This window comes from Streptomyces speibonae (genome assembly GCF_984686075.1).
The window spans coordinates 7,646,095-7,662,337 of the sequence record NZ_OZ480260.1; the positions used below are offsets into that span (position 1 = coordinate 7,646,095).

15 protein-coding genes are annotated in these 16,243 nt (G+C 72.7%); 8 read left to right on the forward strand and 7 right to left on the reverse strand.

Annotation, left to right across the window (positions count from 1 at the left end; genetic code table 11):
- The first annotated feature begins 91 nt into the window (after nucleotides 1–91).
- The 3 genes from AC5L3C_RS34075 (at nucleotide 92) to AC5L3C_RS34085 (ending at nucleotide 2,949) form a co-directional block, all read left to right on the forward strand.
- Nucleotides 92–763, forward strand: coding sequence for a FadR/GntR family transcriptional regulator (locus tag AC5L3C_RS34075; protein ID WP_493654141.1), 672 nt, complete (start codon nucleotides 92–94; stop codon nucleotides 761–763).
- Nucleotides 763–1,773, forward strand: coding sequence for an asparaginase (locus AC5L3C_RS34080; protein WP_493652955.1), 1,011 nt, complete (start codon nucleotides 763–765; stop codon nucleotides 1,771–1,773). Before AC5L3C_RS34075 ends, AC5L3C_RS34080 begins: the two co-directional genes overlap by 1 nt.
- 243 nt (nucleotides 1,774–2,016) lie before the next feature.
- Nucleotides 2,017–2,949 carry a glutaminase gene (locus tag AC5L3C_RS34085; protein ID WP_493652956.1) on the forward strand — a complete coding sequence of 311 codons (933 nt, stop codon included), beginning with the start codon at nucleotides 2,017–2,019 and terminating at the stop codon, nucleotides 2,947–2,949.
- A gap of 6 nt (nucleotides 2,950–2,955) precedes the next feature.
- Here AC5L3C_RS34085 and AC5L3C_RS34090 read toward each other — a convergent pair whose 3' ends face one another.
- Both AC5L3C_RS34090 and rho read right to left on the reverse strand, forming a co-directional pair.
- A complete protein-coding gene (locus AC5L3C_RS34090; RefSeq protein WP_493652957.1) occupies nucleotides 2,956–4,107 on the reverse strand; it encodes a D-alanyl-D-alanine carboxypeptidase family protein in 1,152 nt (383 codons plus the stop codon).
- 85 nt (nucleotides 4,108–4,192) lie between these two features.
- A complete protein-coding gene (gene rho / locus AC5L3C_RS34095; protein WP_493652958.1) occupies nucleotides 4,193–5,317 on the reverse strand; it encodes a transcription termination factor Rho in 1,125 nt (374 codons plus the stop codon).
- A gap of 57 nt (nucleotides 5,318–5,374) precedes the next feature.
- Between rho and AC5L3C_RS34100 the strand changes: the two genes are divergently transcribed.
- Together AC5L3C_RS34100 and AC5L3C_RS34105 are read left to right on the forward strand one after the other, a co-directional pair.
- The gene (locus AC5L3C_RS34100; RefSeq protein ID WP_493652959.1) at nucleotides 5,375–5,539 is read left to right on the forward strand and encodes a hypothetical protein; all 165 of its coding nucleotides are present in this window, start codon (nucleotides 5,375–5,377) and stop codon (nucleotides 5,537–5,539) included.
- A gap of 9 nt (nucleotides 5,540–5,548) precedes the next feature.
- Nucleotides 5,549–6,277 (forward strand): class I SAM-dependent methyltransferase, encoded by a 729-nt coding sequence (locus AC5L3C_RS34105; protein ID WP_493652960.1) that lies wholly within the window; start codon nucleotides 5,549–5,551, stop codon nucleotides 6,275–6,277.
- 494 nt (nucleotides 6,278–6,771) lie between these two features.
- On the opposite strand, the gene AC5L3C_RS34110 is transcribed toward AC5L3C_RS34105, so the two are convergent.
- The 4 genes from AC5L3C_RS34110 to AC5L3C_RS34125 all read right to left on the reverse strand — a co-directional run bounded on the left by AC5L3C_RS34110 (nucleotide 6,772) and on the right by AC5L3C_RS34125 (nucleotide 10,198).
- Nucleotides 6,772–7,515: a GntR family transcriptional regulator gene (locus AC5L3C_RS34110; RefSeq protein WP_493652961.1), complete on the reverse strand. Its 744-nt coding sequence runs from the start codon at nucleotides 7,513–7,515 to the stop codon at nucleotides 6,772–6,774.
- A 118-nt stretch (nucleotides 7,516–7,633) separates the two neighbouring features.
- A complete protein-coding gene (locus AC5L3C_RS34115; RefSeq protein ID WP_493652962.1) occupies nucleotides 7,634–8,602 on the reverse strand; it encodes an acetylxylan esterase in 969 nt (322 codons plus the stop codon).
- A 146-nt stretch (nucleotides 8,603–8,748) separates the two neighbouring features.
- Nucleotides 8,749–9,468 (reverse strand): ferredoxin reductase, encoded by a 720-nt coding sequence (locus AC5L3C_RS34120; RefSeq protein ID WP_493654142.1) that lies wholly within the window; start codon nucleotides 9,466–9,468, stop codon nucleotides 8,749–8,751.
- A gap of 124 nt (nucleotides 9,469–9,592) precedes the next feature.
- Nucleotides 9,593–10,198 carry a sulfite oxidase-like oxidoreductase gene (locus tag AC5L3C_RS34125; RefSeq protein WP_493652963.1) on the reverse strand — a complete coding sequence of 202 codons (606 nt, stop codon included), beginning with the start codon at nucleotides 10,196–10,198 and terminating at the stop codon, nucleotides 9,593–9,595.
- Nucleotides 10,199–10,535: 337 nt separating this feature from the next.
- Here AC5L3C_RS34125 and AC5L3C_RS34130 point away from each other — a divergent pair, with 337 nt between their 5' ends.
- Nucleotides 10,536–11,324, forward strand: coding sequence for a putative protein N(5)-glutamine methyltransferase (locus tag AC5L3C_RS34130; protein WP_493652964.1), 789 nt, complete (start codon nucleotides 10,536–10,538; stop codon nucleotides 11,322–11,324).
- A 51-nt stretch (nucleotides 11,325–11,375) separates the two neighbouring features.
- Here AC5L3C_RS34130 and AC5L3C_RS34135 read toward each other — a convergent pair whose 3' ends face one another.
- Complete coding sequence (locus AC5L3C_RS34135) at nucleotides 11,376–13,457, reverse strand: SpoIIE family protein phosphatase (RefSeq protein WP_493652965.1); 2,082 nt, start codon at nucleotides 13,455–13,457, stop codon at nucleotides 11,376–11,378.
- A gap of 256 nt (nucleotides 13,458–13,713) precedes the next feature.
- On the opposite strand from AC5L3C_RS34135, the gene AC5L3C_RS34140 reads away from it, so the two are divergent.
- Entirely contained in the window at nucleotides 13,714–14,085 is a 372-nt protein-coding gene (locus AC5L3C_RS34140; protein ID WP_493652966.1) for a hypothetical protein, read from the forward strand.
- Between the two features lie 114 nt (nucleotides 14,086–14,199).
- On the forward strand, nucleotides 14,200–16,215 hold the full coding sequence (locus AC5L3C_RS34145; RefSeq protein ID WP_493652967.1) for an FAD-dependent oxidoreductase: 2,016 nt from the start codon (nucleotides 14,200–14,202) through the stop codon (nucleotides 16,213–16,215).
- Nucleotides 16,216–16,243 lie beyond the last annotated feature (28 nt).

Genomic DNA, 16,243 nt, shown 5'->3' on the forward strand with positions numbered 1-16,243 from the left:
CCGCTTGACAGCGTCTCCGCCGTCCCCGCACCATGCGCACGTGAACCTGTCAGACAGCCGGACAAGCGGGCCGGTGCGGCGCGTCAGCGCGATGGAAGCGGTGCTCACCCGCCTCCGCGGCGCCATCGAGCGCGGTGAGTACGCCATCGGGGACAAGCTCCCCTCCGAGGCGGAGCTGTGCCGCACCCTCGAGGTCTCACGGCCGGTGCTCCGCGAGGCGCTGCGGGCCCTGCAGACGATGGGCCTGACGGTGTCCAGGACCGGCAAGGGCACCTTCGTCGTGGCGGACGCGGTGGAGGACCCCACCTTCGGCGACTACGCGGCCAGCGATCTGATGGAGGTGCGCCGGCACGTCGAGATCCCGGTCGCCGGGTACGCCGCCCGCCGCCGCACCCCGGAGAACCTGGACCACCTCGCCCATCTCCTGGACCGGATGGAACGGGAGACGGACACCACGGCGTGGGTGGCGATGGACACCCTGTTCCACCTCGCCGTGGCCGAGGCTGCCCAGAACCCGGTGTTCCGCAAGGTCATCGAGGAGATCCGGGACGCGCTGGCCCGCCAGTCCGCCTTCCTCAACGAACTCGGCGGCCGCCGCGAACAGTCCAACCGCGAGCACCGGGCGATCGTCGAGGCACTGGCCGACGGCTCCGAGCCGGACGCCGTCGCGGCCATGACCCACCATCTCGACCGCGTCGAGACCACCCTCACCGACATCGTGCGCCGCGCGTCGGCCCACCACGACTCACCCCAGGCAGTGTGATGTACCTCAGCTCTCCCGCGGACGCACCCCCGATCCGCGCACCCCGGCACGCGCCCGTCGCCCACCTGATACGCGGCGCCGTCGTGGAAGGCGTCCACCACGGCTCCGTCGTCGTCCTCGCCCCCGACGGCTCGGTCCGGTTCCGGCTCGGCGACACCGAGGCCGCCTGCTACCCCCGCTCCGCGCTCAAGCCCGTCCAGGCGGTCGCCATGGTCCGGGCGGGACTCCCGCTCGACGGCGCACTGCTGTCGCTCGCCGCGGCCAGCCACTCCGGTGAGGAACGCCACCTCTCCGGCGCCCTGCGGATCCTCGGCCACGCGGGACTCACCGAGGACCACCTCCGCAACGTCCCCGACCTGCCGCTCGGCCCGGCGGTCCGGGACACCTGGGTGCGCGAGGGCCGCCCGCCGTCCCGCCTCGCGCAGAACTGTTCCGGCAAGCATGCCGCCATGCTCTGCACGGCCGCCCTGAACGGCTGGTCCCTCGACGACTACCTCGACCCCGCCCACCCCCTCCAGCAGGCGATCGCCGCGACCGTCGAGGACCTCACCGGGCAGCGCGTCGCCAGCGTCAGTGTCGACGGCTGCGGGGCGCCGCTGTTCGCCGTCTCCCTGCACGGTCTGGCCCGTGCCGCCGCCAGGATCATCACCGCGGCGCCCGGCACCCCGGAGGCCCGCGTGGCCGACGCGATGCGCGCCCACGCCGAGATGGCCTCCGGCTCCGGCCGGGACGTGGCCGCGCTGATGCGGGCCGTCCCCGGCCTGCTCGCCAAGGACGGCTACGAGGGCGTACAGATCGCCGCCCTGCCCGACGGCCACGCCGTCGCCGTGAAGATCGCCGACGGCGCGTCCCGGGCCCGCGGCCCGGTGACCGCGCGGGCGCTGGCGCTGGCCGGGGTGGACGGGGCGCTGCTCGCGGAGTTCGCGGGGGAGCGCGTGCTCGGCGGGGGGCGGCCGGTCGGCGAGATACGCCCACTGCTGCCTGCGGCAGCGGGACGGATGGCCTCCTAGCTAGTGCCGCGGCAGGCAACGTTTGCCCGTCAAGGAGCGGCGTCCGGTGCGTGCTCTCGGCGTGCCGGCCGGAAGTCCTCGTACTGGACGTACTTGGGCTTTCGGCCGGTGCGGCGAGAGTGCGTGCCGGGCGTCGCGACGGGGCGAACGTTGCCTGTCGGGGCACTAGGCGTCTTCTGCGGGCCGTCGTGGGCTGGTCGCGCAGTTCCCCGCGCCCCTTCAGGGCGCTTTCCATCCGTCAGAATGGTGATCATGACAGGGTCGACGAACTTCCAGCCGGTGCTGGAGCGTATTGCCGAGGAGATCGAGCGGACGCCCGGGCGCGGGCGGCCCGCGGACTACATTCCGGCGCTCGCGGCCTGCGACCCGCGCCGGTTCGGCATGGCCGTCGCCGAACCGGACGGCACGGTGTACGGGGTGGGGGACTGGCGGGAGCCCTTCTCGGCGCAGTCCATCACCAAGGTGTTCACGCTCGCCCTCGACCTGGCCCGGGAGGGCGACGCCCTGTGGGAGCACGTGGGCCGCGAGCCGTCCGGCAACCCCTTCAACTCCCTGGTGCAGCTGGAGTACGAGGACGGCATCCCGCGCAACCCGTTCATCAACGCGGGCGCGCTCGTCGTCACCGACCGCCTGCACACCCGCACCGGTGACGCGTCCGGCGAACTGCTCGCGTTCCTGCGGGCGGAGAGCGGCAACCCGGAGCTCGCCTTCGACCTGGACGTCGCCGCCTCCGAGGACGCGCACGGCGACCGCAACGCCGCGCTCGCCCACTTCATGGCGGCCTACGGCAACATCGACAACCCGGTGCCGGTCCTGTTGGACCAGTACTTCCGCCAGTGCTCCGTCGCCGCGTCCTGCGCGGACCTCGCCCTGGCGACCGGGTTCCTCGCCCGGCACGGCATCCGGGCCGACGGCACCCGGCTGCTCAGCCGCAGCCAGGCCAAACAGGTCAACGCCGTCATGCTGACCTGCGGGACGTACGACGCGGCCGGCGACTTCGCCTACCGGGTGGGCCTGCCCGGCAAGAGCGGGGTCGGCGGCGGGATCATCGCCGTCGTACCGGGCCGGTGCAGCGTGTGCGTATGGGGACCGGGGCTGGACGAGCGGGGCAACTCGGTGTCGGGTGTGGCCGCGCTGGACCGCTTCACCACGCTCACCGGCCTCTCCGTTTTCTGAGCACGTTCAGTCCTTCACCACGGGCCCCCATCTGAGCCGCAGATACAGCGCCGTCCCGGCGCCGCCCAGCAGCGCGGCGCCGGCGACCGTCCAGGACACCGGGCGGCCCGGCGCGTCCCGCCGGGCGGCCGGCACGGCGGCGGACTCCGCCTCGGGACCCCGCAGCGGTTCGGCCCGCAAGGCGTCCAGCGACCCCACCGGATCGACGCGTCCGGCCGCCTTGAACCCCCAGTCCAGGAGCGCGCGTGCCTCTTCGTAGACCGCGAACCCGTCGTCCGAGCGCGGGTTGAGCACTGTCGCCACGAGGGTGCGTCCGTCGCGCCGGGCGGCCGCCACGAGGGTGTTCCCGGCGTTGCTCGTGTAACCGTTCTTGACCCCGATCAGACCCCGGTAGGGTTCGACCCCGTCGGCCCCGGTGAGCAGCCGGTTGGTGTTGACGATCCCGTAGGAGCCGCCGTCGCGCGCGGGAAACCGCGCTTCCTCCCGGGCGCAGTACCGCGCGAACTCGGGATTGCGCAGCCCGGCCCGGCCGAAGACCGCCAAATCGAACGCGGACGACACCTGGCCGGGTGCGTCGTAGCCGTCGGGTGACTTCACGCGGGTGTCGCGGGCGCCCAGGGCGCGGGCCTTGGCCTGCATCCGCCGGGCCGTGGCCCGCCAGCCGCCGCTGAGCTCGGCCAGCACATGGACGGCGTCGTTGCCGGAGCTGAGGAACACCCCGTTCCACAGGTCCGACACACGGTACGTACGGTGCTCGGCGACCCCGACGAGGCTGCTGCCGGGGCCGATGTCCGCCAGCTCCTCCGGTTCCACCCGGTGCCGGATGCCGGCCGGCAGGATCGGCAGCACGGTGAGGGCGAAGAGGGTCTTGAGGGTGCTGGCGGGCGCCAGCTTGCGGTGTGCGTCGTGCGCCGCGAGCACCTCTCCGGTGCGCGCGTCGGCGATGAGCCACGCGCGGGCGGTCAGATCCGGGACCTCGGGCGCACCCGGGCGCGGGCGGACATGCGTGCCGGGGCGGAACAGCAGCGACGAGGCCGCGGCCGTCGCCCGCGGACCCGGGTCGACGCCGGCGGTCGCAGCGGGAGCGAGCACCAGCAGGCCCGTCGTGCAGAGCGCGCAGGTCGACACGGCAACCCGTGAAGCAAATCCGATTGTCATACCGCAAACGTAGGAAGGGCCTCCCGGAACACCGCGCTGCCCCGGCCGGAGCCCGCCCGCGAGCACCCGGATGCCACACGCGGCGTCAGAGCAGGGTCGGCTGGACGCGCCGCAGGAAGGACGCGTTGTCGGGGGTCTCGCGCATCCGTCCCAGCAGCGTCTCCAGACCGCTCACCGCGTCCCGGGACCCCAGTGCCCGCCGCAGCCCTTGCACGGCGGCCAACTCCGCCCTGTCGAGAAGGAGTTCCTCACGCCGGGTGCCCGAGCCCGCGATGTCGACGGCGGGGAAGAGCCGCCGCGCCGCCGCCTCACGGCTGAGCCGCAGCTCCATGTTGCCAGTGCCCTTGAGTTCCTCGAAGTAGAACGCGTCGGCACGCGAACCGGTCTCCACCAGGGCCGAGGCGAGAATCGTGAGCGATCCGCCCTCCTCGGCCCGGCGGGCGGCACCGAAGAACCGCTTGGGCCCGAGCAGCGCGGAGGCGTCCACCCCACCGCTGAGGGTGCGGCCACCGGACGCGGCCACGTTGTTGTACGCCCGGCACAGCCGGGTCAGCGAGTCGAGCAGCACCACCACGTCCTCACCCCCCTCGACCAGGCGCTTGGCCCGCTCGACGACCAGCTCGGCGAGCGCGATGTGTTCCTTGGCCGGCCGGTCGAAGGTCGAGGCGTACACCTCACCGCGCACCGAGCGCCGCATGTCGGTGACCTCCTCGGGCCGTTCGTCGAGCAGCACCACCATCAGCCGGCACTCCGGGTGGTTCCCGGCGACCGCCGCCGCGAGCTGCTGAAGCAGCACCGTCTTGCCGGTCTTGGGCGGGGCCACGAGCAGCCCGCGCTGCCCCTTGCCGACCGGCGCCAGCAGATCGACGGCGCGCCCGGCCAGCGCGGACGCGGGATGCTCAAGACGCAGCCGCTCGCTCGGGTGAAGCGGCGTCAGGTCCCGGAAATGCCGTCGGCCCCGAAGGGGCGTCCGCCCCTCGACCCGGGTGATGTCGACGAGGCCGCGGCGCTCACCGCGGACGCCCTCCACCCGGTCACCCTTGCGCAGCCCGTGGCGGCGCAGAAGGGCGGGGGAGACGGCCGGGTCGGAGGGCGAGGACAGAAGGTTCGCGCCCCGCAGGTGCCCCTTCCCGCCCGCGTCGATGTCGAGGACACCGCTGACGACCTGAGTCTGGCGGGCGGTGGGGGAAGCGACCGTAGGAGTGGTCATATGGGCCGGTCCTTTCACGGACGACGGACAGAAACACAGAAGGGAAGAGCGGCCGACATGGCCGACGAGGTGATGAGAAAGGCCGCTGCGCCGCTCGAAACCAGGCGGGACGGCGAACCCGAAAAGAACTGGCACCGACGCCCGAAGCAGGGCGTACAGAAAGTGCTGACATCACCCTACCATGCCGTGTATGAGCCCACGGTGATCCACGCCCTCCTCTAGGCTGTTGCGATGTTCAGCCCCGAAGGCCCTCGCCTGCGCGAACTGGCCGTCCAGGCACTGTCGTCCGTGGAACACGGCTACGACCTGCTCGCGCCGAAGTTCGACCACACGCCGTTCCGCACGCCGGACTCCGTCCTCGACGCCACGGTTTCGGCACTGCGGCGCACGGGACCGTACGGCTCCGGGCTCGACCTCTGCTGCGGTACGGGGGCGGGCGTCGATGTGCTGCGACAGGCGTGCGGGGAGAGTGTCACCGGCGTGGACTTCAGCGCGGGCATGCTGGAGGTGGCACGGGAGCGGAGCAGGCCGCAGGGGCTGCCGGTGTCGTGGGTGAGGGCGGACGCGCGGGCGCTGCCGTTCGGGCCGGTCTTCGACCTGGTGGTGAGCTTCGGCGCCTTCGGGCATTTTCTGCCGCGTGAACTGCCGGGACTGTTCGCTCAGGTGCACTCGGTGCTGCGGCCGGGGGGACAGTTCGTCTTCCCGGTGGTGGCGCCGCCGCGGCCGGGGTCGGTGGCGTACGGGATGTTGCTGGGGTTCGATGCGGTGATGAGGGTGCGGAACGCGGTGTGGCGGCCGCCGTTCGTGATGTATTACCGGGCTGTTCGGTTCGGGGATGTGTGGCGGGCGTTGTCGCGGGCGGGGTTCGAGGTGCGTTTCGGTCCGCTGCCGGAGTTCGGGTGGCGGGGGGATGGGAGTCCGAAGGTGCGGTTGGTTTTCGCGACGAGGGGGATGTCGTAGCGGGGGTTGTTCTGCAACTGTCGTTGGCAGGGTGCCGGGCGTTGGTGCGAGCCGGGGGGTGTCTGCGCAGCCCGGCGCCAGCGGGGTGCCGCCGCGCCCACCCGTGCCGCCCAAGCGGCACGACTGCCCGCGGCTCGCGCGGCTCGCGCGGCTCGCGCGGCTCGCGCGGCTCGCGCGGATGGCGCGGATGGCGCGGATCGCGGGGAGCGGCGGCGCGCAGCCCGCAGCCCGCAGCCCGCAGCCCGCAGGCCGCCGACAGCGCGCGGCAGGCGCGGACGGCGGGGAGGGCGGGGAGGGGACGGGACGGGGGTGTGCGCCCGCAGTGGCTGGCGCGTCCGCGCCCCGCACTTCCACCAACAAGCTCAATCGCGCCAGTCCGAGGACGTACACCCCCGGCACGGCCCCGCACCACCCACCCCCCGTAGGCGCTACGCGCACCCCCACCGGAGGGACAGCGGCGCCGCAGGCATACGGCCAGCGGCCCGCAGCCCGCGTCAGACCGCGGCCGGCACCGTGAACTCGTAGACCAGGACCTCCTCCTGAGCGTCCATGACCAGTTCCGTGATCTCCAGCGGCCGGGCGTGCTGGTCATGCACCCGCCGGGTGACCCGCACCGACGGTGTCCCCGCGATCCGCGTGATCGTGTCGCGGTGGTGCAGCGACAGCCCCGCCCGCCGCATCCAGTCGTAGGCCCGCCGCAGTTCCGCGGCGCACGTCCCGTCCGCGCGGTCACGGTAACGGGACAGCTCCTCCACCTCCGCCAGCGCCACCGCGGAAAACGATGTCACCGCGGTCCGCGACTCCCGCCCGTCGGCCGAAGCGGACCAGTAGCGGTGCACCAGCGTCGGCCGGCCGGACGCCACCCCCAGCGCCTCCGCGTGCCCGGGCGGCGGTGTCTCCCAGGCGACGGTGGCCCTGGTCACGGAGCAGTGGGTGGAGCCCCCGGCACCCAGCGGGAAGCCGAAGTACGCCGGCGTCTCGACCGGCACACCGGGCAGCGCGGCATGGCTGCCCCGCCGGTCCGTCGCGACCAGCCCGTCACGGCGCAGCAGTTGCAGCGCCTGCCGTACGGTCTCCCGGCTGACCCCGAAGTGCTCGGCCAACTGCCGCTCTCCCGGCAGACGTTCGCCGGGCGGTATGGTCCCGTCATGCAGCTCGCCGAGCAACTTCGTGGCGATCCTCCGGTAGAGGGGATCCCCTTCGGCGAGCGGATGGTCGTGCGGGGTGGTGCGGGCCATGCCGCGCCCTCCTGTTGGTGACGTTCCGTAGTTGTGTGGACTCATGGGGCAACCACTTCTAGCATTGGTCTACACCACCACGGAAGGGCGTCCCCGCACTTCGGCCGAAACCAACCCCTCAGATGTACGAGCGCATCCAGCGCAGCTTGGCCGCTTCCTGGAACGGCCCGCCGCCTTCGTGGTCGTTGAAGTCGTAGACCTCGATGGCCTTGTCCTCGTGCGCCCAGGCGTTGAAGGCGCCGAACACCGTCGACGGCGGACACGTCTGGTCTTCCAGTGCGGCCGAGAACAGCGCAGGCGCACTCCCGCGCGTGGCGAAATGCACGCCGTCGAAGTAGGACAACGTGCGCAGCACGTCCTCGAAGCGCCCGCGGTGCGTCTTCAGGTAGAGGCCGATCTCCCGGTACGGCTGCCGGTCGGTGAGCGTCGTGGCGCGCGGGAAGTCGCACAGGAACGGCACATCCGGTGCGATCCCCGCAAGGTCCGGAATCAGACCGCCCACGGCGAGGGTGATCCCCCCGCCCTGGCTGCCGCCGACGGCAACCGTGCGGCTCGCGTCGGTCAGCGGATGCGACCGCGCCGCCTCCACCGCACGCACGGCGTCCGTGAACACCCGCCGGTAATAGTAGTTTTCGGGCGCATCGATCCCTCGTGTCATGAACCCGGGGTACGCGGGAGCCCCGCCCACCGGATCGGCGGTGCCGCCCCCGCCGCCCCAGGCGCTGCCCTGCCCGCGGGTGTCCATCACGAAGTGCGCCCGGCCCGTGGACGCCCACAGCAGATGCTCGTGGGGCAGTCCACGGCCGCCTCCGTAGCCGATGAACTCCACCACCAGCGGCAGCGGCCCGTCGGCGTCGGCGGGCAGGATCAGCCAGCCCTTGACGGGGTGGCCGCCGAACCCCGCGAACGTCACGTCGAGGACCCGCACCGTCGACAGTCCGGTGTCGACCGGCTCGAAGCGGGCGTCGAGGTCGTGGGCGCGTGCTTCCTCGAGCGTCTTGGACCAGAACGCGTCGAAGTCCTCGGGCGCCGTGGACGCGCTGCGGTACGCGCGCAGTTCGTCGAGCGGAAGGTCGAACAATGCCATGGATGACCGCCTTCGTGCAGAGCCAGTGCGAAGCCATGTCACCGTACGCGGCCCCCTCGCCGTCCCGCTAGAACCACCCCACAAAACGCCAGGTGGCCGCCGCAGCAAGCGCTTGCTGTCCGCCCCCGCATTCCCCCCGACCGCCCTCAGCCGAACCGCTCGATCCGGATCCGCTCCACGGGCTGGCCCGCCGCCACCAACAGCCTGGAGGCATGCTCGGCAAAGGAGTTGGAGCCGCACACATAGGCCTCCCACCCGCCAACAGGCTGCTGCTCCAGGAACGGCGCCACATGTGCGGCCGCCATACGTCCCACCGGCACACCCTCCGGGGCGCTCCGGGTGAACACGCGGATGGTCTCCGCGCCGAGCTCGCGCGCGTAGATCAGCTCCTCGGGAGAGCGGGCCGACACCAGCAGCCGGAGCGGAAGCGTCATGTTCCGCGCCCGGTGGTGCCGCACCATCGACATCAGGGGGACCACACCGGAGCCGGCGCCCACCAGCAGCGCGGGCCGGTCGCCCGGCCAGGCGAAGAAGCCGCTGAGCGGACCGCGCACCTCGATCCGGTCCCCGGGTCGGGCCACCGTGTGGAACCAGCCCGAGACCTCGCCGCCCTCCACGTGGTCCAGCGTAAGCTCGATGAGCTCGGAGTCGTCCGGTGTCGACGCGATCGAATAGTGGCGCTGCGCCACATACCCGTCCGGGGCGGTCAGCCGCAGCATCAGATGCTGACCGGGAACATGCCCCGGCCAGCCGGGAACCGCGAACCGGAAGGTCGACGCGCGTGGGGTCTCTCGGCGGATCCCGGTCAGGGTGGCCGTGCGCCACACGGAGGCGGTCTGCTCGCTCACCCCGATGCGCCCCGGCACGGCGAACCGCGTGGGCGGAGCAAACCCCTCCGCAACACCCGTCGGACCCGCACCCGGCGCACCCGCACCCGCCGCACTCCACGCCCCCCGCGCCCGCACCCCGGCCACCTCCGCGTCCCTCGTCTCAGTCACCGGAGTACCGCTGCTCCTCCCAGGGATTGCCGCGGGGGTGGTAGCCGTTGCCCTCCCAGAAGCCCGGCTCGTCGTGGTCGAGAAGCCGCAGCCCCGCGATCCACTTGGCGCTCTTCCAGAAGTACAGATGTGGCACCAGCAGCCGCGCCGGACCGCCGTGCTCGGCGGGGAGCGGCCGGCCGTCGTACTCCCAGACGATCCAGGCCCGGCCGCCGGTGACATCGGCGAGCGGAAGGCTGGTGGTGTACCCGGTGTGCGCGTAGGCGACCACATGGGTGGCCGACTCGTGGGGCCGGACCACAGTCAGGAACGCGTCCAGCGAGACACCGCCGAACCGCACCCCGAACTTCGACCAGCTCGTCACACAGTGGATGGTGCCCTCGTACGACGAGGCCGGCAGCGCGTGCGCCTGCTCCCAGTCCCAGGTACGGGGCTCCGCCACCAGCCCGTCGATCCGGAAGGTCCAGTCGGCGGGCGCGAGGTCGGGGGTGACCTCGGCGGACAGGACGGGCCATTCGTCCCGCGCGTCGTACTGGCCGGGCGGCAGCCCGGGATCGTCCACGCGGGGGCGGCCGGTGAAGCCACGGGTGATGTTCACGTGATCGGCGATTTCCGTTGCGGTTGGTGCTCAAGTGTTACCGCGTTCAACCGTACGTGGTGCCGAGACGGTCGGGTAATGTGGCCGTCCGGCTGCGGACCGACCCGGCCGTGGACGCCGAGGGAGGTGAGACCCATTACCGCTTGTCAGGTCGGGTGCTCTCCCCTCGAAGCGACACGGTCACGCGGCTCCAGGTGACCTGGAGAGCGCCCTTCGGCTACCGAAAGGCCCCGTTACCTTGCCGCACCCGCACCCGCACCCGCACCCGCACGCCCACCCGCACCCGACGTCCGACCCGACATCCCACCCCTCCGCACCGCCCTCCCGGGACGCCGTGGTGACCGCACTCCGGTCCGCCGGATGCGTCTTCGCCGAGGACGAGGCAGAACTGATCATCGCCGCCGCGCCGACCCCGCGTGACATCGCCGCGCTGGTCGAACGCCGGGCAGCCGGGCTGCCCCTCGAGCTCGTCGTCGGCTGGGCGGAGTTCCGCGGCCTGCGGATCACCGTGGAACCGGGTGTCTTCGTACCCCGCCGGCGCACCGAGTTCCTCGTCGAACAGGCCCTGGCCGAGACACGGCCCCAGTCCCAACCCAGGGCCGGAACCCGAAGCCGAACCCGGGCGACCGTCGTCGTGGACCTGTGCTGCGGCTCGGGCGCGGTCGGCGTGGCCCTGGCGGCCGGACTCGGCCGGGCGGAGCTGCACGCGGCGGACATCGACCCGGCCGCCGTGCGCTGCGCCCGCCGCAATGTCGCCGCGCTCGGCGGACAGGTCCACACCGGCGACCTGTTCGACGCGCTCCCCGGCGGTCTGCGGGGCCGCGTCGACATCCTCGCGGCGAACGTGCCGTACGTGCCGAGCGACGAGATCGGTCTGCTGCCCCCGGAGGCCCGCGACCACGAGCCGCGCGTCGCGCTCGACGGCGGGGCGGACGGCCTCGACGTGCTGCGCCGGGTCGCCGCGGGGGCGCCCGGATGGCTGGCGCCCGGCGGCTGTCTCCTGGTGGAGACGAGCAGCGGTCAGGCCCCCGCCGCGGTCGCCGCCTTCACGGACGCCGGCCTGCGCACCCGCCTGGCCGTGTGCGAGGAGCGCCACGCGCACGTCGTGATCGGAGTCAGGACGTAGAACAAGAGGGACACCAGGCCGTACACCAGGCCGTCCCCCCGCCCCCGCCGCTCAGCCCCCCGGCATGATCGCCCGGGCGATCAGCAGAGCGACGTCGTCGAAGTTGTCGGGTTCGTGCAGCGTGCGCAGCAGCAGGTCGCAGACCTCCTCGAGGGAGCGACCGGGGCTGTCCAGCAGCGTGAGCAGCTGGTCCAGGCGCTCGTCCAGCGGATCCCGGCGCGTCTCGACGAGGCCGTCGGTGTAGAACACCAGCCGGTCGCCCGGCGCCAGCTCGACGACGGTCGTGGAGAACGCGACCCCGCCCACTCCGAGCGGCACCCCGGTGGGCAGATCGAGCAGTTCGGGCGCGTGACCGGCCCGCACCCGGGCGGGCGGCAGATGCCCGGCGTTGGCGATGACGCACTGCCGCTCGCGCGGGTCGTGCACGGCGTAGACGCACGTGGCGATCGCCTGGTCCAGCCCGCAGGTGATCCGGTCCAGGTGGTCCAGGAGGACGGCCGGGTCGAGGCCGAGGGAGGCGAGGGTGTGGGTCGCCGTGCGCAGCCGGCCCATGGTGGCCGCGGCGGGGATGCCGCTGCCCATCACGTCGCCCACGACGAGGGCGGTCCTGTCCTCCCCCAGCGGGATCACGTCGAACCAGTCCCCGCCCACCTCGCTGGTGGCTCCGGCCGGCTGGTAGCGGGAGGCGACCTCCAGCCCGCCGGTCACCGGCGGGTGGCTCGGCAGCAGGCTCCGCTGCAGGGTGAGGGCGGTGTCGCGGGCGTTCTGGTACCAGCGGGCGTTGTCGATCTGCACGGCCGCGCGGGAGGCCAGCTCCCGGGCGAGCAGCAGGTCGTCCTCGTCGAAGGGACGGGGGTTGCGGGTGCGGGTGAGGTCGAGGGCGCCGAGCACCTCGCCGCGGGCGATCAGCGGCACGGCGAGATACGAGTGGACACCCGAGCGGGCCAGCACTTCGGCCGCCTCCGGGGAACGGGCGATTCGCGCCAGGTCCTCGTCCTTCGTCTGCGGAACCATCACAGGCAGCCCGGTCCGTACGCACTGGGTGATCAGGCGGTCCGGCGCGTACCGGGTCACCTGCCCCGGCGGGTCGGCCGCCGGCAGGACGCCGGAGACGTCCACCGAGCGCACGGCCAGTGCCCGGATCAGCGCGGGCTCGGCGGGGCCGAGGGTGCTGCGACGGCCCCGCACCACCGCGTCGAGGAGATCCACCGCGGCCGCGTCGGCCAGTTCCGGCACGGCGACGTCGGCGAGCTCGCCGGCCGTCCGGTCCAGCTCCAGGGTGGTGCCGATCCGGGCGGAGGCGTCGGCGATCACGGCGAGCCTGCGCCGTGCCGTCTCGGCCTCCAGGTTGACCCGGTGCTGCTCGGTGATGTCGACCACCGAGACGGCCACCCCCAGTACCGTGCCGAGCGCGTTCTCCAGCCGGTACAGCGAGACCGACCAGGCGTGGTCCTGGTCGGGATCGGCCGGGGTACGGCCGGTGGTGGCCCGCGCGACGGAGGGCCGGCCGGTGTCGAGGACCTGGCGCGCGGCCTCCTCGATCGCGTCGGCGTCGACCAGGGGCAGCACCTCCCGGATGGTGCGGCCCAGGTGCTCCTCGGCCGGGATGCCGTTGATCTGCTCCAGCGCCGGGTTCACCGATACGTACCGCAGATTGCTGTCGAGGACGGCGAGTCCGATGGGGGACTGGGTGACGATCCGGGTGGACAGGGCCACGTCCTGCTCCAGCCGGCGCACGGTCGACTGGTCCACGGCGAGGCCGAGGGCGTACACCTCGCCCCGTTCGTCCAGCAGCCGCATGTTGCGGAACTCCACCAGACGGGTGCCGCCGTCCTTGCGGCGGATCGGGAAGGCGCCGGCCCAGCTGCGGCCGGTGCGCATGACATCGGCGAACAGCTTCACCACGAGGTCGAGATGCTGTTCGTGGACCATGATCCGGGCGGCGTACTGGCCGAGCGCCTCCTGCGCGCTGTACCCGAACAGTTCCTCGGCCTGCGGGCTCCACAGCATCACCCGCCCCTCGGTGTCCAGGACCACCGAGGCCACGCGCAGCACGTCGAGCAGCCCGCTGGGACGCACCGGCCCGCGTACCGGCCCGTCACCGCCGGCCGGGGCCGGCCCCGCTGCATTCATCCCACGCCCCGCCTTCGCCGATTCCACGGCACGCCGTCACCGTGCCGTCACCCCTTGTTCTACCGCGTGCGAGGGCTGATTTCCGCCGCTCCTGCTGTCCGGTTCCAGCTTCTCCCACCATCGTGGCGGGTACCCCGGGACGGTGTCACCGCCGCAGCGGTGCGCGGGTAGTGCTCCGGCGCGTGTGGTGCTTTGCTGATGAGGAGCGGAGGGCCGGGGGAGGGGACGGCAGGGGGCCACGAAAGGAGCGATCACGATGGGCACCCGGCAACCGCATCCGGAATCCGTCTCGGTCGAGATCAGCGGATGCAGCAAGGACGACGCCCGGATCGTCTTCGACACGCTGCGCGCGTGCTTCGCGTCCGACCGGTGCGCGGACGACGTACCCGAGGAGTTCCACGAGACGCGGCCCACGGTGTGGCTCGGCACGTTCGACGTCGCCGACGCGCACGAGGGCGGTGCGGGACCGGTCAGGCTGTCGTCGTCGGTCGACGCCGACGTGCACGGCGGCTACTGGGCGATCGACCGGTTCCGCGACACCCTGGACTCCTTGTTCACCGTGCACGACCTGAGCACGGTCCCCGGTGACCAGGAGGAGGAACTGCACGTCCGCCTGGAAAGCCGGTGACGCCCCTGGCACCTCGTCGGCCCCTGTGCCCTCCGTCCCGCTTATGCAACTAGTTGCATAAAACCGTGCGCGTGCCTTACAACTACAGGCACGACACCGCGCACGGAGGGCCCGATGAGCCGTTACCCCCACCTGCTGACCCCGCTGGACCTGGGCTTCACCACGCTGCCCAACAGGGTCCTCATGGGCTCCATGCACGTCGGTCTCGAGGAGGCCGCGAACGGGTTCTCCCGCATGGCCGAGTTCTACGCCGCCCGCGCCCGCGGCGGCGTCGGCCTCATCGTCACGGGCGGCATCGCCCCCAACGACGAGGGGCGGCCGTACGAGGGCGGCGCCCGGCTCACCACCGAGGCGGAGGCCGAGCGGCACCGGACCGTCACCGAGGCCGTGCACCGCGAGGGCGGCCGCATCGCGATGCAGATCCTGCACTTCGGCCGGTACGCCTACCACCAGGACCTGGTCGCCCCCAGCCCCCTCCAGGCGCCGATCAGCCCCTTCCCGCCCCGCGAGCTCACCGACGCCGAGGTGGAGCGCACCATCGACGACTACGTCCGCGCCGCCCGCCTCGCCCGGCAGGCCGGCTACGACGGCGTGGAGATCATGGGCTCCGAGGGCTATCTGATCAACGAGTTCACCGCGGCACCGACCAACCGCCGCACCGACCGCTGGGGCGGCTCCTACGAGAACCGGATGCGCTTCCCGGTCGAGATCGTCCGCCGGGTGCGCGAGGCGGTCGGCGAGGACTTCATCGTCATCTACCGGCTCTCCATGCTCGACCTGGTCCCCGGCGGTTCCACCCTGGACGAGGTGATCACCCTCGCCAAGGCCGTCGAGGCGGCCGGCGCCACCCTCATCAACACCGGCATCGGCTGGCACGAGGCCCGCATCCCCACCATCGCCACCTCCGTACCGCGCGGCGCCTACACCTGGGTCACCAAGCGCCTCATGGGCGAGGTCTCCGTCCCGCTCGTCACCACCAACCGCATCAACACCCCCGAACTCGCCGAGCAACTGCTCGCCGACGGCACCGCGGACATGGTGTCCATGGCCCGCCCGATGCTCGCCGACCCCGACTTCGTCGCCAAGGCCGCCGACGGCCGCCCCGAGGCGATCAACACCTGCATCGGGTGCAACCAGGCCTGCCTCGACCACACCTTCAGCGGGCAGATCACCTCCTGCCTGGTCAACCCGCGCGCCTGCCACGAGACCGAACTGGTGCTCTCCCCGACCCGCCGCCGCAAGCGCCTCGCCGTCGTCGGCGCCGGGCCGGCCGGCCTCGCCTGCGCGGTCTCCGCCGCCGAACGCGGCCACGACGTCACCCTGTTCGACGCCTCGAGCGAGATCGGCGGTCAGCTCAACGTCGCCCGCAAGGTCCCCGGCAAGCAGGAGTTCGACGAGACCCTGCGCTACTTCCGCACCCGCCTCGCCGACCTCGCCGTCGACGTACGCCTGGACACCCGGGTCACCGCCGACGACGTCACCGGCTACGACGAGGTCGTGGTCGCCACCGGCGTCACCCCGCGCGTCCCCGAGATACCCGGTGTCGACCACCCGAGCGTCCTCGGCTACCTCGACGTGCTCCGCGACGGCGCGCCCGTCGGCGACCGGGTCGCCGTCCTCGGCGCGGGCGGCATCGGCTTCGACGTCGCCGAGTTCCTCACCGACGGCGGCGACAAGGCGCACGAAGACCCGGCCACGTACTTCCGGCAGTGGGGCGTCGACCTCGACTACCGCGGCCCCGGCGGCCTCGCCGCACCCGAGCGGCCCGCCCCGCCGCGCACCGTCCACCTGCTCCAGCGCAAGACGTCCAAGGTCGGCGCCGGACTGGGCAGGACCACCGGCTGGATCCACCGCACCGAACTCAGGCACCGCGGGGTCACCATGGTCCCCGGCGCGCGCTACGACCGGATCGACGACGCCGGGCTGCACCTCACGGTCAACGGCGAGAGCACCGTCCTCGAGGTGGACACGATCGTCCTGTGCACCGGTCAGGAACCGCGCCGCGACCTGTACGACGCCCTCGTCGCCGCCGGACGGCCCGTCCACCTGATCGGCGGCGCCGACGTGGCCGCCGAACTGGACGCCAATCGCGCCGTCAAGCAGGGCACGGAGCTGGCGGCGGCGCTGTAGGGCAGGCGCGGCCCGTCCCTAGGATGAG